We start from the raw sequence: 17,044 nt of genomic DNA, 5'->3' as shown, positions 1-17,044 counted from the left end.
TTTCTTCTCAAGAAGCGCGCAAACGGTCGGTTTATACTCTTCTGGAGTGTCAGGGCGAAACAGCGGCGTGAAGCCTTTATGCAGTTCAGTCGCAATGTAGTTAAGCCATTCCAGCGTCTTGTAGCGCGAAATGCTGCTCACGGGAGCCAGCAACTGGCGATCAGGAACGCTGTCGGCGAGATATTGCATTATCGCCACGCCTTCGGTCAGCAGCGTACCATCATCGAGCAGCAAAGCGGGAACCTGTCCTTTCGGGTTGACCGCGAAAAAATCATCGCCGTTTTCCAGACGCTTTTTCATCAAATCCACGCCATCCAGGGTGAAATCTTTCCCACTCTCGCGAAGGGTAATATGGGAGGCAAGAGAGCAGGCACCTGGCTTGTAGAACAGTTTCATCGATAACTCCTTTCAACTGAGGTTTAACGTATCCTGGTTCGGGTTCAGGCAAAAAAAAAGCCGCTAACGCAACGTTAGCAGCTTCATTATGCGTTTCCCAGAAATTTACGCGGTAGCGGTTTTAGACGCTTTCTCGCGAGGTTCGTCGTCCTGAGTCATGCGGTTCAGTTTCGGCGCCGTCAGCAACATCAGAACAGCGATCACTGCGGTTGCCACGCCAATCTGCAGGAACACGCGACCATAAACTTCCAGAGACATCAGCGGGTCCGTTACGTTTTCCGGAACCGCCATCATGCTGGCGACATAACCGCCAATGATGTTGGCGCCGGCAGTGGTGAGGAACCAGCTACCCATGATGAAGCCCATCAGACGCTGTGGAACCAGCTGTGCCACCATGGCCAGGCCCAGACCGGAAATCATCAGCTCACCGATACTTTGCAGGCCGTAGCAGATGATCAGCCAGTTAACGGAAACGATGCCCGCATCGGAGGCGAATTTGGCACCCAGCGGCAGGATCAGGAACGCGCCTGAACACAGCACCATACCAATGGCAAACTTCGTCGGCATCGGCAGAGTGTCGCCCATCTTGTTATAGATAGCCGCGAGGATAGGACTACCAATGATGATCCAGAACGGGTTCAGCGCCTGATACTGTTCAGGTTCGAACGCGATGCCAAGAATGGAGTGCTCAACGTTACGGATAGCGAAGAAGTTCAGCGATGTCGGCATCTGGCTGTACAGCACGAAGAAGATGATCGCTTCCAGCATCAGAATGAACGCCACGATCATTTTACGACGAGCCGCACCCTGCATAGAGAAGGCTTCTTTACCGAAGATAATCACGATACCAAGCGCGATCACACCCAGAACCATGCGGGCGATTTGCTGGTTATGCAGCAGCCAGGTGGCGATCGCGATGAGCGCGATAACACCGACGATGGTCAGCAACAGGTTGCGGAAGTTAATCGGCTCAAAGTCAGGTTTAGAACCGTAGTTCTTCACCCAACGCTGGCAGAACGCGAAGTTCACCACGGTGATCAGCATACCGACAACGCTCAACGCGAACGCGGTGCTCCAGCCGTAATGCGCGGCCAGCCACGGCGTTGCCAGCATTGAGAAGAATGAACCGATATTGACGGACATGTAGTACATCGTAAATGCACCATCAAGACGCGGGTCATCTTTTGCATAGCAGGTCGAGAGCAGCGAGGACGGGTTAGCTTTAAACAGACCATTACCCACGGCAATGGCGGCCATCCCCATATAAACGATGCCAGCGTCGTGCCCGGACCATGCCACCAGGGCATAACCAATAGCCAGGACTACCGCACCAAGCATAATGACGCGCTTGGTACCCAGAACTTTATCGCCTAACCAGCCACCAATGGCGACCAGACCGTAAACTAGGGCGCTAAAAGACGAGAAAAGAGTGATTGAATCCGCTTCAGACATACCCAGTTGTTTAACCAGGTAGACGGCCATAATTCCTTGTAAGCCGTAATAACCGAAACGCTCCCAGAGCTCAATCGAGAAGATGAGATAGAACGCCTTCGGTTGTTTGAAAGCGTTAAGACTGACGCTTTCCGTTGGTTTCTTGTTTGCAGTAGACACTTTAGCCTCTTTTTTTACATCCCATATTAACGGGGGTGTTCTGTCACGTGATACCACTGGGTAGCCGTGAAATTGTTATAGTGGGAGGGGAAACGGCAAGTAATGTTCACTATCTTGCACTTTCAGACAAGTCTTTTGTAATAACCTGTTACATATATCTCATCTGGTGAATTCATCGGGGTAGATAAATGTTATCTAGCGTTAAATTTTTTTAATTGCGTAATGGCAGTTTTTTACGCTGTCAACTGGCCCTGAAAATCGCTGTATGGCGATATGTTCTGCTATATGCCGTTTAATGTAGTGATAAAGGCCAGCATCTAAAAAATAGCCAGTGTAATGTTTTGTGTATAAAAACTGACTCCTTGTCATCTGATTGTAGAATTAACCAAATTCAACAAAATAATTTACATAGGGTTATCACTATGATCGTGATCACAGTTGGATAGAAATTTTCGTTATTAAAAAAAGGATTAACCTGAATAGGCACTAATCACCAGGATTATTGATTTGTCTAAACCTGATGACGTGGAATCATTGACGGAATGAAGAGGAAGAAGTAGAGGATAACAAAAAGTTATGGCGGGGCGGATGGGGTTGCCCCGACGAATCAGATATCGACTTTCTCTTTGTATTCACAAAGATCTTCGATGATACAGGAGCCACAGCGCGGCTTGCGGGCAATACAGGTGTAACGACCGTGCAGGATCAACCAGTGGTGGCAGTCGACCTTAAACTCTGCGGGCACCACTTTTAGCAATTTCTCTTCCACCTGCTCAACGTTCTTACCGGGCGCAAAGTGGGTACGGTTACAGACGCGAAAGATATGCGTGTCGACGGCGATGGTGGGCCAGCCGAAGGCGGTATTCAGCACGACGTTTGCCGTCTTGCGCCCAACGCCCGGCAGGGCTTCAAGCGCCGCACGATCCTCAGGTACCTCGCCATGATGTTGCTCAAGCAGGATGCGGCAGGTCTTAATCACGTTTTCGGCTTTGCTGTTAAACAGGCCGATCGTTTTGATATAGGACTTCACGCCCTCAACGCCGAGTTCCAGCATGGCGGCGGGGGTATTGGCAACCGGGTAGAGTTTCGCCGTGGCCTTGTTCACGCTGACATCTGTCGCCTGGGCCGATAACAGCACGGCGATCAACAGTTCAAAGGGCGAGTTGAAATTCAGTTCGGTCGTCGGATGCGGATTATTCGCGCGTAATCGGGTTAAAATTTCTAACCGCTTTGCTTTATTCATGAGACATTCCCTGGTTCAGCGGAGGGCAACTCCGTTGCGACAGACGCACTGGCGCGACGTTTTTTCATCTTCTCATCAATGAGATATTTCACCGCCAGCATGAGTCCCAGGCCAATAAAGGCGCCGGGGGGCAGCATTGCCAGCAGGAAAGGAGAGTCGGTGTGGAAAATTTCCACGCGCAGTACCTTCGCCCAGCTACCGAGCAGCCCATCCGCACCATCAAACAAGGTTCCGTTGCCGATAATCTCACGCAGAGAGCCCAGCACAAACATAGCGCCGGTTGCGCCCATCCCGATGGAAAACCCGTCGAGCGCAGAGAGCGCCGGACCCTTTTTGGCGGCGAAGGCTTCAGCACGTCCCACCACAATGCAGTTGGTCACGATCAGCGGGATAAAAATCCCCAGCGACTGGTAGAGGCCAAAGGCATAGGCGTTGATCAGCATCTGTACCACACTGACGACCGACGCGATAATCATCACATAAATTGGGATACGAATTTCTGCCGGCGTCCAGCGACGTAATGTCGAGACCGCCAGATTAGTCAGGGTCAATACCAGTGTAGTGGCAAGACCCAGTCCCAACGCATTGGTCGCCGTAGAGGTTACCGCCAGCAGAGGGCACAGTCCCAACAGTTGTACCAGCGCCGAGTTGTTTTTCCACAATCCCTGAACGATGACATCTTTAATTTCGCTCATGATTTATTCTCCGCAGGCTGGAAGTTGAGGAAGTTGTGCCGGCAGCGTCCGGGCATACAGTCCGGCACGCTTGACGGCATTGACCACCGCACGTGGCGTAATCGTCGCCCCGGTAAACTGGTCAAAATCCCCGCCGTCTTTTTTCACGGCCCAGTGGCTGTCGTTATCACTCTGGATTTTTTTTCCGCTGAAACCGGTGATCCAGTCAGACAGACGCCGTTCTATTTTATCGCCCAGACCCGGCGTTTCATGGTGTTCCGTCACGCGAGTGCCTAAAATCGTACCGCTGAAATCAGCGCCGACCAACAACTGGATGGCACCGGAATAACCATCCGGTGCCGTCGCCTCAAGTACCGCCGCCACGGGAGTCCCGTCCTGCTCAGCGATATAAACGCGATGCTCGCCTTTGCCCAGCTCAGGGGCGCTGACCACGACGCAGCGATCCTGCAAACGGTTATTATAGCGATCGGCAGGCAAGACCTGATCAAACAGCGCCTTTTGCTGAATGGCTGCCTGTTCATCAATGGTGGTTTTGGTCAACTGGTTGATGGCGGCGGTGAGTCCGGTCGAGCCAGCGGCAAACAGCGCCAGGGTGATGCCATGTTTACGAATCGTTTTCAGCATGGATTATCCTTTGCGGTGTCCGTACACGCGCGGGCGCGTGTAGTAGTCAATCAGCGGCACCGTAATATTGGCTAACAGTACGGCAAAGGCCACGCCATCCGGATAGCCGCCGAAGCTACGGATTAACCACACCAGCAGGCCCGCCAGTGCACCAAACACCAGACGGCCGCGATTGGTCGTCGAGGCCGTCACCGGATCCGTCAGAATGAAGAATGCGCCAAGCATCGTTGCCCCACTGAGCAGATGAATTTGCGGGGAAGCCAGCGACTCGGGGACAAACAGCCAGCCCAGCGTCGCACAGACGCCCAATGAGAGCAGGAAGCTTACCGGAATATGCCAGCGAATGGCTTTTTGCTGTAGCAGAAAAACACCGCCAACCAGCCAGGCCAGGTTGACCCACTGCCAGCCCGCACCGGCAAACATACCGTTATAAATGGGGTACTGCATGATCTGCTCAACAGAATGACCTGCATGCAGAGAGGTTTTGAACGTATCGAGCGGCGTGGCCTGGCTTATCCCGTCAATGCCCATACGCAACGTATTCATATCACCGCCGCTGGCGGTATGCCCGGTAAAGATGACCTGCAGCGCATCGACCAGTCCCGGCGCGCTGGCGGCAATATCCTGCGGGGGCAACCAACTGGTCATCTGCACCGGGAAGGAGATTAGCAGCACCACATAACCAATCATCGCCGGGTTGAACGGGTTTTGTCCCAGACCACCATACAATTGCTTGGCAATGATCAGCGCGAATACCGTACCGAGGATCACCATCCACCAGGGGGCGAGGGGAGGAATACTGACGGCCAGCAGCAGACCGGTCAGCAGCGCGGAGTTATCTTTTAAAATCGCCACTACCGGCTGTTTACGCAATCTGAGTACGGCGGCCTCCGCCAGCAGCGCACTGGCGCAGGCGAGTACGATCTGGAACAGCGTCCCCCAGCCGAAAAACCACCATTGCACGGCGATGCCTGGCACCGCAGCCAGTAAGACCAGCAGCATAATGCGCGAGGTTTGACGCTGATTATGCGTGTAGGGAGAACTTGCGATTCTGAATACCATTTATTCCTCGTTAACAACCTGCTGCTGAGCGTCTTTTTTAGCTTTTGCGCGCGCTATCGCGGCGGCGATGGCCGCCTTGCGTGGGTCGACCGGTTCCAGGGAGGGGGCAGCCGGTTCGTCGCTGGCCAACTGCGCCTGTTTGCGTGCCTTTGCACGGGCAATAGCGGCCTCGACGGCCGCTTTGCGCGGATCCACCGGTTCAGCCGGTGCGGCAGGTTCGCTGCTGGCCTGTTGTTCTTGTTTGCGTGCCTTCGCACGGGCGATAGCAGCCTCAACGGCGGCTTTGCGCGGATCCACCGGTTCAGTTGGTGCAGCAGGTTCGCCGCTGGCCTGTTGTTCTTGCTTGCGCGCTTTCGCGCGGGCAATAGCGGCCTCAACGGCGGCTTTGCGCGGATCCATCGGTTCAGTTGGTGCAGCAGATTCGCCGTTGGTCTGCTGTTCCTGCTTGCGCGCCTTCGCACGGGCGATAGCGGCCTCGACGGCGGCTTTACGCGGATCGGCATCCACTGCGGTGACGTTCCCGGCCTGTTTTGCTCGTGCCAGCGCTTTGCGCGCTTCGCGAGCGGCTATCACCGCACTATTGTCCGGTTTTTCACCGGCTTTGATCATGACTGGTTGAGTCGCTTGCGCCTGTTTCTCTTTGACGCGAGCCAGGGCGGCGGCAATGGCATCCTGATCTTTTGCCGCAGGCTGCACGGCGGCTTTCTTGTGACGTTCCAGACGCGCCGCTTTCTCTCGCTCCAGGCGAGCCTGACGCGCTTCAAAGCGCGCTTTAGCCTCTGCCGCGCGTTTCTCTTCCTGGCTTATTGCGTAAAGCTCGGCTTTCTCCTGACGGAAATATTGCACCAACGGAATATTGCTCGGGCAAACCCAGGCACAGGCACCGCATTCAATGCAGTCGGCAATGTTATGCGCCGTGGCTTTGTCATGCTGTTGCCCTTTACTGAACCAGTAAAGCTGCTGGGGCAGAAGATCTGCCGGGCAGGCGTCGGCGCAGGCGCTACAGCGAATGCAGCCTTTCTCTTCCTGTGGTTCACCCATCTCTGTCGCTGACGGCGCCAGCAAACAGTTGGTGATCTTTACGACCGGCACATCGAGCCACGGTAGGGTGAAGCCCATCAGCGGGCCGCCCATAATCACCATCTGATCGGCAGAAGGGCAGAAACCGGCATCATTTAACAGATGTTTCACTGGTGTACCCAGCCTCGCCCAGACGTTGCCTGGACGACTGACCGCTTCACCGGTGAGGGTCACAACCCGTTCAGTAATCGGTTCTCCATCGACGATCGCGCGTTTTACCGCATACGCCGTACCGACGTTTTGCATCAGTACGCCGATGTCGGAAGAACGACCGCCGTGCGGAACCTGCTTCCCGGTCAGGATTTGGGTCAGCTGTTTTGCACCGCCCGACGGATATTTCGTCGGGATGACACGCAGTGAGATATCCCGCGCGTCGGCCAGCACCGCACGCAGCATTGAGATGGCCTGCGGTTTGTTATCTTCGATACCGATGAGGACTTCACGAGGTTGCAGAATATGCGCCAGGATGCGGATACCCTCGACAACCTGCGCCGCACAATCCTGCATCAGCCGATCGTCGGCAGTGATATAGGGTTCACATTCCGCCGCGTTGATGATCAGCGTTTCAATTTTGTCGCCGCCACCCTTTAATTTATTGCCGGTTGGAAAGCCGGCACCGCCCAGTCCAGCGACGCCGAACTGGTGAATACGTTCGATTAGGGCTTCGCGGCTCTGCGAACGGTAATCCTGCCAACCTTCGCGTTCAATCCAGCGGTCTTCGCCGTCGGCGTCGATGATCACGCTAAGTTCAGCTAATGCCGAAGGATGCGCCGTTGAGTGGGGCGCAATGGCGACCACCGTCCCGGAAGTGGGCGCATGAACCGGGAGCATTCTTCCCCATCCACGTGTCAGCGCTTGTCCGCGCAATACGTGTTGCCCTTCGGCGACGCACAGTTCACCTTCGGCACCGATATGTTGTTTGAGCGGCATAACGAAGCGCTGCGCGAGGGGAACCTGACGCAGCGGCGTGCCGTTTGACTGGGTTTTCATTTCCGGCGGATGGATACCGCCGTTGAAATCCCAGATCTTATCTTTTCTGAAAGCAGAGAATAACTTAAGCATGTTGTTCCACGGGGATATTACGCACGGGGATCGTGTTCAAATCCCACTTCCAGCTGTCAGGTGTTTCGGCGACCGGACGCAGTTCAATGCAGTGAGTCGGGCAGGGATCCACGCACAGATTGCAGCCCGTGCACAAATCACTCATCACCGTGTGCATGGCACGCGTTGCGCCAATAATGGCGTCCACCGGGCAGGCCTGAATACACTTGGTGCAGCCGATACAGTTGGCTTCATCAATCATCGCCAGCATGCGGACCGGCGCCACATCCTGTTCATCGCCATCAATCGGCTGGGGATCCACGTTCAGCAGCTCAGCGATTTTTAACATCACCGCTTCGCCGCCAGGCGCACAGCGGTTAATTTTTTCACCCTGACTGCCAATCGCTTCCGCATAGGGGCGACAGCCGGGATAGCCGCATTGCCCACACTGGCTCTGCGGCAGAATCTCATCGATTTTTTCAACGACAGGATCATCCTCCACCGCGTAACGACGGGAGGCGTAACCCAGGATAGCGCCGAACACCAGGCCCAGCAGGCTCACGGCGGCAACGGCAATCCAGATAGCATTCATTACAACTTCACCAAACCACTAAAGCCCATAAAGGCCAGAGACATTAATCCGGCGGTAATCAGCGCAATGGCGTTACCGCGAAACGGTGCCGGGACATCTGCAACGGCGAGACGCTCGCGAATCGCCGCAAACAGCACCATCACCAGCGAGAAGCCGACGGCGGCGGAAAAACCGTACAGCGCCGACTGTAAAAAGTTATGGCCGAGATTGATATTCAGCAACGCGACACCGAGAACCGCGCAGTTGGTGGTGATCAGCGGTAAGAAAATCCCCAGCAGGCGATAGAGCGCCGGGCTGGTTTTGCGCACCACCATTTCAGTAAATTGCACCACGACCGCGATAACCAGAATAAAGGCCAGCGTGCGCAGATAAATGAGATTGAGCGGGATCAGGATCCAGGTGTCAATCAGCCAGGCGCAGATTGAGGCCAGCGTCATCACAAACGTGGTCGCAAGCCCCATCCCCATCGCGGTTTCCAGCTTTTTGGAAACGCCCATAAAAGGACAAAGCCCCAGAAACTTAACCAGTACAAAGTTATTGACCAGTACAGTTCCGACAAACAGCAGCAGGTAATCAGTCATTTTTCGGCCTGAAATAAAAAAGCCGCCTATTATCTGACAATCTACAGCAGGCGACAACAGGTTAACTGTAAGGTTATTACGGGTTCACAAAGGTCGTTTTCACACGCGAGGAACGCTTGAAATAGGGCACTAACAGTGCTGCCGCCAGCAACGGGAAGAGTAACTGACGCACAGCTAAGGCGTCGGGCACCGGTGAAAAGGCAAAAGCCTTGACCGCCAGTAAGACGGAGACCAGCAGCCAGATAATATAGTGCTTTGGCACACTGCGTCTGCGCTTAAAGAACGCAATCGTCAACCACAGGGTGTAATACCACATGGCAATCGCGGTAAGAAAAGAGACGCCCCACAACAGCAGGTTGCCGGTACTTTGCTCCGTCAGCATCGCCAACGTTTTAGGCGAGGCGAGCGCCGTAGCATACAGGAACAAGGCCAGCGACGCACTCAGCAAGGCGACTAAAAGCCAGGCCAGCGGGCCCAGTAACCAACCGCCAATGCGCTGTGCCGGTGTTGTGGTCATAAAATCTCCGGAATTGCCAGACGTACCGTTCTTTTTGGGGCAATTATTATAAAGCTTTTACCGGCAAGCGCTACTTTCTTATTGCACGTAGTGCCAGACGGATTTCGGTACCTGACCAATATCAAAAAGGCGACCGCCGGAGACCAGTTCTGCGCGGCGATGATCGGCCGCGCGATACATATTGATAATGTCATGATCGTCGGTCAGGGTGTAGTGCAGGTGGTCAAACAGCTTTTCCAGGCTTTCGAGCGAGCTAATTTTGCGAAATTTTAATATAACGCGCTTCGCCATCACTGGCAATAAGCGCCGGCATGGGAGGCCGCACAATTCGCTTTTTCAGATAATTTTTCGGCTTTTTCTGCAAATAATTCGGGAAAACCGACTTTCCAGGCGACATACGCCGCCTGGTGCGCTATTTCTGCTGAACAGCGGCAGTCGGTTCGGGAGGCTGATAATTATCGATATGATTGGCAACGCCAAGGAGGACCACGGAAACCGCAAGAACCACCCAACCTGTTAATTCAATAAGACGATTGATGACTGACGACATTTGCTTGATTTATCCTTAAATACCGGCAGCAGATGTTACTTAGCAATAATTATCCCGGCAAGTGTTTCGGGAACGATTTCAGCGACTTTATACCGACAAACTGCCCGAAAGTGACATTTATTTGACTTAAGTTAAATAACGACCTTTATAGCCTCAGGGTTATTAAACTATTGTGAGTGGTTCATGGATAGTGTGAAATAGTCACAGACTGAAACGAGAGGCATATATATGAGTGACAACATCCGTGTAGGACTGATTGGCTACGGATACGCCAGTAAAACGTTCCATGCCCCCCTGATTGACGGCACGCCGGGACTGGAACTGGCCGTCGTTTCCAGTAGCGATGCAGCGAAAGTGAAGGCGGACTGGCCTTCCGTGGCCGTTGTCTCTGAGCCGAAGCATCTGTTTAACGACCCTAATATTGATCTGATCGTCATACCCACACCAAACGATACCCATTTCCCGCTGGCCAAAGCGGCGCTGGAAGCGGGTAAACATGTGGTGGTTGATAAACCTTTCACCGTGACACTGTCACAAGCGCGCGAACTGGATACGCTGGCACGCAGTCTGGGACGGGTGCTCTCTGTTTTCCACAACCGTCGTTGGGACAGTGACTTTTTGACCCTGAAAGCGATGCTGGCGGAAGGCGTTTTGGGTGAGGTCGCCTATTTTGAATCGCATTTCGACCGCTTTCGTCCGCAGGTACGGGATCGCTGGCGTGAGCAAGGGGGACCGGGAAGCGGTATCTGGTACGATCTGGCACCGCATCTTCTTGATCAGGCGATCAATCTGTTCGGTCTGCCTGTCAGCATGACGGTAGATTTGGCCCAGTTGCGCCCGGGGGCACAGTCAACGGACTACTTCCATGCCACGCTTTCCTACCCGCAGCGTCGGGTGATCTTACACGGTACGATGCTGGCGGCAGCGGAATCGGCGCGTTACATCGTGCATGGTTCGCGCGGCAGCTATGTGAAGTACGGTCTGGATCCGCAGGAAGAGCGTCTGAAAAATGGCGAGCGCCTGCCGCAAGAAGACTGGGGCTACGATATGCGTGATGGCATCGTCACACGCGTTGAAGGCGAAACACGGGTGGAAGAGACCTGGCTGACCGTGCCGGGGAACTATCCGGCGTACTATGCCGGGATCCGCGATGCGTTGAATGGTCACGGAGAGAACCCTGTACCGGCGAGCCAGGCTATCCAGATTATGGAACTGATTGAACTGGGAATTGAGTCGGCGAAACATCGTTCGACGTTATGCCTTGCCTGATGTCTGAAAGGCCCGATGAATCACGTCGGGCCTCTTTTCGCTATGCCGCCGCCACTTTTTCTCGCAGCGCCTGTTTTTCCGCCGCGTTCAGGAAGGCGATTTCCAGTCCGTTAATCTGTGCCTGACGAATCTGCTCACGGCTCAGTCCTGCTGCCGGTGCCGCAACGGTATATTCGTGAATGATATCCAGTCCCTGGACCGCCGGATCGTCAGTATTCAGGCTGGCGAGGACGCCATGCTCGAGGAACGTTTTCAGCGGATGCGCGGACAATGATGCCACGGTGCTGGTCTGAATATTCGACGTCAGACAGGATTCGATGCCAATCCGTTGTTCCGCGAGGAAATCCATCAGCGCCGGATCCTCAACCGCTTTCACGCCGTGGCCGATGCGTTCCGCACCCAGTTCGCGAATGGCCTGCCAGATGCTTTCCGGACCGGCAGCTTCACCGGCGTGCACCGTAATGTGCCAGCCCGCGTCACGCGCGCGGTTGAAGTGGGACAGGAACAGGCTGCCAGGGAAGCCCAGTTCATCACCGGCAAGGTCAAGCGCGGTGATCCGATCGCGGTGCGCCAGCAGCGCTTCCAGCTCCTGCAGACACGCGGCCTCGCCGAAGGTCCGGCTCATGATGCCTATCAGTTGCGCCTGCACGCCAAAGGTTTTACAGCCTTCATGTACGCCAGCGATGACCGCTTCCACCACGCCAGCAACCGGCAGCTGATGTGTCATTGCCATGTAGCCCGGAGAAAAACGCAGTTCTACATAGTGCAGGCCATTGCGCGCGGCGTCTTCGATATTTTCAAACGCGACGCGGCGACAGGCGTCGAGGGACGCTAAGACTTTCACGCCCCAGTCCAGTTTCGACAGAAAGCTAACCAGATCCGGTTCAGTGGCCGTGACCTGTACATGAGGGATCAGCGTTTCAAGGGTTTGCGCGGGGAGGGGCAAATTGAACTGGCGGCCAAGATCCAGAATGGTTTGTGCCCGGATGTTACCATCAAGGTGGCGATGAATGTCAGTTAACGGCAGGGAATTATCAATCATGGTCGCACTCATTATTCGTATATAAAAGTGCGCGCTATTATAAAAACAAAAGCAGGGGAAAAGCTATGTTGCGCAATGATTAATTCCATTGCGCAACCGGGGTCAGCGTATTGATCGGATCGCGTTAATTAATCCGTTCACGCCTTTTTCGAGTTTTGAACGTGGACAACCGGCATTCAGTCGTACAAAACCGCGTCCTTCATCACCGTAAGTAAAGCCGGGCATGATGGCGATTTTTTCCTGCTGAATCAGCGCATTCTGCAATGCATTATCATCAACGTTTAATACCCGCAGATCGATCCACGCGAGATAGGTCGACTGCGGCACCGGCCAGTTAAGTTCAGGAAAAGCGTCGTTCAGCGTATCCGCAATGTAGCGTAGGTTGTCCCGGAGATACGCCCGTAGCGCGTCCAGCCACGGCTCACCCTGTTCATAGGCCGCGATATGAGCAGTCAGTGCCAGCACGGCGGGAGAGGACAGACCGTCGCGACCTTTCAACGCGTTGATATACGTATCACGACTTTCAGCGTCTACAATCATCCCGTAAGCGCCGGTCAGCGCCGGAATATTGAAGCTTTTGGAGCCAGAGGTAAACAGTGCCCAATTGTCACGCGCCACATTGCTCCAGGGGATGTGCGGTTGTTCGCCCCAGACCATATCCATATGAATTTCATCTGAGATGACCCGCACGCCGTGACGCTGGCAGCGTTCCGCCATCGCTTCCAGTTCCTCGCGCGTCCAGACTTTACCGGTCGGGTTATGCGGACTGCACAGCAGCAGAATTTTACTTTCCGGGCGCGCCAGCGCCGCATCCAGTTTCTCTATATCGCAATGCCAATGGCCATTGCGCTGTTCCAGTGCCACCGGAACAACATGGCGCTGATTGCCTTCGATAGCCTTATAGAACGCGTCATAGGCTGGGGTATGGAGCACCACGCCGTCACCGACAGAAGACCACTGGCGGATGAGCTGTGACACCATATAGATCACGGAAGGGCCATACACCAGCGATCCGGTATCGATACGCGTATTGTGGCGCCGGGCAAACCAGTGGGCAACCGCGCCGAGAAACGCCTCATTCTGCCAGCGACTGTAGCCCAGCACACCGTGAGCGAGGCGCTGATTCAGCGCCTCCAGGATGCAGGGAGCCGTCGCGAAATCCATATCAGAGATAGTAAACGGTAGCAGGTCGGCAGTGCCGAAGCGATCGGCTACGTAATCCCATTGCGTGCACCATGTACCGTGACGGTCAACAACCTGTGAAAAATCAAACATGTGCGTGTCCTTATGCCTGAACGGTGTTCATCAGACCGGCCATTTCATCTTTAACCGACTGGACCTGCGGGCCAATCACCACCTGCAGGTTATGTTGGTTCAACTGCACGACACCGATGGCACGATTGTCCTTCAGCGCCTGCACATCAACCTGCGACATATCCTTAACAGAAAGACGCAGCCGGGTAATGCAGTTATCCAGACTAACGATGTTATCCGCACCGCCCAGCGCAGCCAGAATAGCAGGTACGTTATAACCTGATTTTCCCGGCGTACCGGCAACGGCTTTTTCGATCGAGCTGGCAATCTCACTGTCACGACCCGGTGTTTTGAGGTTAAAGCGAGTGATCGCGAAGCGGAAGATAGCATAGTACACCACGAACCAGACTGCCGCGACGACCGGTACCAGATACCATTTGGTGGACAGTCCGTGGAGGATCCCAAACACCACAAAGTCAATGATATTGCCGTCAGTATTACCGATAGTCACACCCAGAACCGACATCATGGTAAAGCCCAGACCGGTCAGCAATGCGTGAATAACATACAGTACCGGAGCGACAAACAGGAACAGGAATTCCAGTGGTTCCGTGGTGCCGCCAACGACGCAGGCAATCAGACCCGAGATCAGGAGCCCTTTGATCTTGTGACGATTCTCAGGACGCGCGCAGTGGTACATCGCTAACGCCGCACCTGGCAAGCCGCCGAGAAATGCCGGCATTTTACCCTGTGACAGGAAGCGGGTGGCGCTTTCTGAGAAGCCCTGCGTGGTCGGGCAACTCAGTTGCGCCTGGAAAATGGTCAGCGCGCCGCTCACCGTATGACCGCACACTTCCTGGGTGCCCCCGGCGTCGGTAAAACGAATTAACGCCACCAGAATGTGATGCAAACCAAACGGCAACAGCAGGCGTTCGCCCGTACCAAACAGCATCGGACCAAAGTCGCCCGCACTGTTGATCATATGACCCAGACCGCTGATCCCCATCGCGAAAACCGGCCACACCAACGGGATCACCAGACCAACCAGTCCCATCACCACTGAGGAGACGATTGGGACAAAGCGGGTGCCGCCGAAGAAGGCCAGCGCATCCGGCAAACGAATGTTATGAAAACGCTCGTGCAGCATCCACACGATAATACCGGCGATTACCGCTCCGAGTATCCCGGTGTCAATTGACTGAATACCGAGGATATTCTGGATGTTGTTGGCTTTCAGGACCGCCGCATCGGTGGTCGGCAGAATACCCTTTGCTGTCAGCCAGAAGTTAACGGCGAGGTTCATTACCGCGTAACCGACAAAACCGGCAAACGCCGCCACGCCTTTGTTTTCGCGCGCCAGCCCAAGTGGGATCGCAATACAGAACATCACCGGCAGGAAACTGAAGGCAAAGGAGCCAACTTTGCTCATCCAGGTAAAGATGGCCTGTAGCACCGGATTACCCAGTGCCGGAAGCAGGGTGATCACATCGTGGCTGCTTAGCGAACTGCCAATCCCCAGCATAATCCCGCAAAACGAAAGCAGCGCCACGGGCAGCATAAACGTTTTCCCTAACTGCTGGAAAAATTCCCACAGCGTAATTTTTGGTGTTGTTTTCGCCGTCATCTAACGACTCCTTGTGCAAATCCATCGGTAATGAGAAAATTTGATCAAGAAGATAAAACGTTTTATCACTTTTTAGTGCGGTGAAAATCACATTATCAGACGATATTAACGCGTATAAATAGAGGTAATAGATAAAACGTTTTATCTGTCACATTATCAGGGAGTCTGGCGTTTTTATGGCCATAGCCAAAAAAATCACTATCCACGATGTTGCACTGGCGGCGGGCGTCTCCGTCAGCACGGTTTCACTGGTACTCAGCGGCAAAGGTCGTATTTCAACCGCCACCGGCGAACGGGTGAATGCGGCGATAGAACAACTCGGTTTTGTGCGTAACCGTCAGGCTTCGGTGTTACGGGGGGGCCAGAGCGGAGTGATTGGATTGATTGTCCGCGATCTGTCGGCTCCGTTTTATGCTGAACTGACGGCGGGATTAACGGAAGCACTGGAAGCACAGGGCCGGATGGCGTTTTTGTTACATGGTGGTCAGGATGGTGAACAACTGGCGCAGCGTTTTGCCATGCTCCTGAATCAGGGCGTTGACGGCGTGGTGATCGCCGGGGCGGCGGGCAGCAGCGATGACCTGCGCCTGATGGCGGAAGAAAAGGGCATTCCGGTGGTTTTCGCCTCGCGAGCCAGTTATCTGGACGACGTAGATACCGTGCGTCCGGACAATATGCAGGCCGCGCAACTGTTGACGGAGCATCTGATTCGTCACGGTCATCAGCGCATTGCATGGTTGGGTGGGCAGAGTTCATCATTAACGCGTGCGGAACGCGTCGGCGGCTATTGTGCGACACTGTTGAAATACGGTTTACCGTTTCACAGCGACTGGGTCATGGAATGCGCATCCAGCCAGAAGCAGGCCGCCGAGGCCATCGGCGCGTTACTACGACGCAATCCGACCATCAGCGCCGTGGTGTGCTACAACGAAACGATTGCGATGGGCGCATGGTTTGGCCTGATGCGGGCGGGACGGCAGAGCGGTGAAGTGGGGGTTGATCGCTACTTTGAGCAGCAGGTTTCATTAGGCGCCTTTGCCGATGTGGCGGAAAACGCGCTGGACGATCTGCCAATTGTCTGGGCGACAATGCCGGCGCGGGAAATGGGCTACAGTCTGGCGGAACGCATCCTGCAACGCATTGCGCGTGAGGAAAGTCACACCCGCAGCCAGACGCTATCTGCGCGACTGGTGGTGCAAGAATAAACCCCTCCGCAGAGGGGTTCTGGTGATTACGGCTGGGGCAGCACCATGCCGAACATTCCGACAAACTCCTCCAGCGGCATCTTCTTCCCGTTTAAGGTCACCTGACCATTCGCGTACTGCAGGCTGGTGCCAATGGTGTTGTCTTCAAGGGTGGTAATGCGGAACATCTGTCCCATCGCGGCCAGGCCTTTCACCTGCTGGTTGGCAAGTTTAGCGGCTTCATCCTGCTGATAACCTTCCAGACGGGCGACCTGAGTCATAAACTCAACGGCCATATCCACCGGAATTGACAGCTTACCGTCGAGCGATTTCAGCGAACGGTCGACTTCGTCGGCCAGCGTTTGCGGTTCACCTTGCGCGGTGGCCGGATCCTTCAGGAACAGGGATAAATTCAACGCCGTTTCACCTTTGGCATTTTTCCAGCTCAACGGCGCAATGGTAATGACCGGTTCGCCTTTCATCAACAGCGGCAGGGCACCAAAGAAAGCTTCGGTCACTTTCTGCTGATACAGTTCCGGGTTGTCCGCCACGTCCGGCTGCGATAACAGCGCCTGGGTCTGGGCATTATACTGCTGGCTAAACTGATGCCATGCCGCGCCGTCAATCTGACCGACTTTCAGCGTCAGCTTGCCGCTTCCCAGATCCTGATTCTGAACCT

18 protein-coding genes are annotated in these 17,044 nt (G+C 54.6%); 2 read left to right on the top strand and 16 right to left on the bottom strand.

All coding sequences use genetic code 11. From position 1 onward, the window contains the following. From gstA to blr, 12 genes are all read right to left on the bottom strand, one after another. A partial coding sequence (gene gstA / locus AB7E14_RS07925; RefSeq protein ID WP_428169447.1) for a glutathione transferase GstA occupies window positions 1-396 on the bottom strand: 396 nt, incomplete at its 3' end. A 105-nt stretch (window positions 397-501) separates the two neighbouring features. Continuing rightward, window positions 502-2,007 carry a dipeptide/tripeptide permease DtpA gene (gene dtpA / locus AB7E14_RS07920; RefSeq protein WP_044328051.1) on the bottom strand — a complete coding sequence of 502 codons (1,506 nt, stop codon included), beginning with the start codon at window positions 2,005-2,007 and terminating at the stop codon, window positions 502-504. 607 nt (window positions 2,008-2,614) lie between these two features. Next, entirely contained in the window at window positions 2,615-3,250 is a 636-nt protein-coding gene (nth, locus tag AB7E14_RS07915; RefSeq protein ID WP_044328194.1) for an endonuclease III, read from the bottom strand. Then, window positions 3,247-3,945: an electron transport complex subunit E gene (locus AB7E14_RS07910; RefSeq protein WP_043000790.1), complete on the bottom strand. Its 699-nt coding sequence runs from the start codon at window positions 3,943-3,945 to the stop codon at window positions 3,247-3,249. The genes nth and AB7E14_RS07910 overlap by 4 nt, the downstream gene beginning before the upstream one ends. A gap of 3 nt (window positions 3,946-3,948) precedes the next feature. Continuing rightward, window positions 3,949-4,569 carry an electron transport complex subunit RsxG gene (gene rsxG / locus AB7E14_RS07905; RefSeq protein WP_044254656.1) on the bottom strand — a complete coding sequence of 207 codons (621 nt, stop codon included), beginning with the start codon at window positions 4,567-4,569 and terminating at the stop codon, window positions 3,949-3,951. Between the two features lie 3 nt (window positions 4,570-4,572). Beyond that, a complete protein-coding gene (rsxD, locus tag AB7E14_RS07900; protein WP_316962282.1) occupies window positions 4,573-5,631 on the bottom strand; it encodes an electron transport complex subunit RsxD in 1,059 nt (352 codons plus the stop codon). Further along, entirely contained in the window at window positions 5,632-7,773 is a 2,142-nt protein-coding gene (gene rsxC / locus AB7E14_RS07895; protein WP_316962283.1) for an electron transport complex subunit RsxC, read from the bottom strand. It lies immediately after the preceding gene. Then, window positions 7,766-8,344 carry an electron transport complex subunit RsxB gene (rsxB, locus tag AB7E14_RS07890; RefSeq protein WP_043000785.1) on the bottom strand — a complete coding sequence of 193 codons (579 nt, stop codon included), beginning with the start codon at window positions 8,342-8,344 and terminating at the stop codon, window positions 7,766-7,768. The genes rsxC and rsxB overlap by 8 nt, the downstream gene beginning before the upstream one ends. Continuing rightward, entirely contained in the window at window positions 8,344-8,925 is a 582-nt protein-coding gene (rsxA, locus tag AB7E14_RS07885) for an electron transport complex subunit RsxA (protein WP_003029144.1), read from the bottom strand. Before rsxA ends, rsxB begins: the two co-directional genes overlap by 1 nt. A 76-nt stretch (window positions 8,926-9,001) precedes the next feature. Then, window positions 9,002-9,442 (bottom strand): DUF2569 domain-containing protein, encoded by a 441-nt coding sequence (locus tag AB7E14_RS07880; RefSeq protein ID WP_044328197.1) that lies wholly within the window; start codon window positions 9,440-9,442, stop codon window positions 9,002-9,004. A 78-nt stretch (window positions 9,443-9,520) separates the two neighbouring features. After that, entirely contained in the window at window positions 9,521-9,733 is a 213-nt protein-coding gene (gene ydgT, locus AB7E14_RS07875; RefSeq protein WP_428169446.1) for a transcription modulator YdgT, read from the bottom strand. A gap of 121 nt (window positions 9,734-9,854) precedes the next feature. After that, on the bottom strand, window positions 9,855-9,980 hold the full coding sequence (blr, locus tag AB7E14_RS07870) for a division septum protein Blr (RefSeq protein WP_043001937.1): 126 nt from the start codon (window positions 9,978-9,980) through the stop codon (window positions 9,855-9,857). Between the two features lie 240 nt (window positions 9,981-10,220). Between blr and AB7E14_RS07865 the strand changes: the two genes are divergently transcribed. After that, window positions 10,221-11,261, top strand: a complete 1,041-nt coding sequence (locus AB7E14_RS07865) for an oxidoreductase (RefSeq protein ID WP_044265354.1) — start codon at window positions 10,221-10,223, stop codon at window positions 11,259-11,261. Between the two features lie 40 nt (window positions 11,262-11,301). On the opposite strand, the gene add is transcribed toward AB7E14_RS07865, so the two are convergent. From add to malX, 3 genes are all read right to left on the bottom strand, one after another. Further along, window positions 11,302-12,303, bottom strand: coding sequence for an adenosine deaminase (add, locus tag AB7E14_RS07860; protein WP_316962285.1), 1,002 nt, complete (start codon window positions 12,301-12,303; stop codon window positions 11,302-11,304). Window positions 12,304-12,405: 102 nt separating this feature from the next. Continuing rightward, window positions 12,406-13,578, bottom strand: a complete 1,173-nt coding sequence (locus AB7E14_RS07855) for a MalY/PatB family protein (protein ID WP_316962286.1) — start codon at window positions 13,576-13,578, stop codon at window positions 12,406-12,408. 10 nt (window positions 13,579-13,588) lie between these two features. Further along, complete coding sequence (gene malX, locus AB7E14_RS07850) at window positions 13,589-15,181, bottom strand: PTS maltose transporter subunit IICB (protein WP_044254641.1); 1,593 nt, start codon at window positions 15,179-15,181, stop codon at window positions 13,589-13,591. 176 nt (window positions 15,182-15,357) lie between these two features. On the opposite strand from malX, the gene AB7E14_RS07845 reads away from it, so the two are divergent. Then, window positions 15,358-16,386: a Mal regulon transcriptional regulator MalI gene (locus AB7E14_RS07845; RefSeq protein ID WP_043000778.1), complete on the top strand. Its 1,029-nt coding sequence runs from the start codon at window positions 15,358-15,360 to the stop codon at window positions 16,384-16,386. Window positions 16,387-16,412: 26 nt separating this feature from the next. Here the strand turns inward: AB7E14_RS07845 and AB7E14_RS07840 are convergent. Then, window positions 16,413-17,044, bottom strand: a 632-nt coding sequence (locus AB7E14_RS07840) for a YdgA family protein (protein ID WP_428169445.1), incomplete at its 5' end; no start/stop codon positions are given.

Origin of the sequence: Citrobacter sp. (assembly GCF_050252275.1) — a bacterium.
GTDB lineage: Bacteria > Pseudomonadota > Gammaproteobacteria > Enterobacterales > Enterobacteriaceae > Citrobacter_A > Citrobacter_A amalonaticus.
The sequence above is the reverse complement of the archived record's forward strand: the minus strand, read 5'-3'. Positions and strand labels throughout refer to the sequence as shown.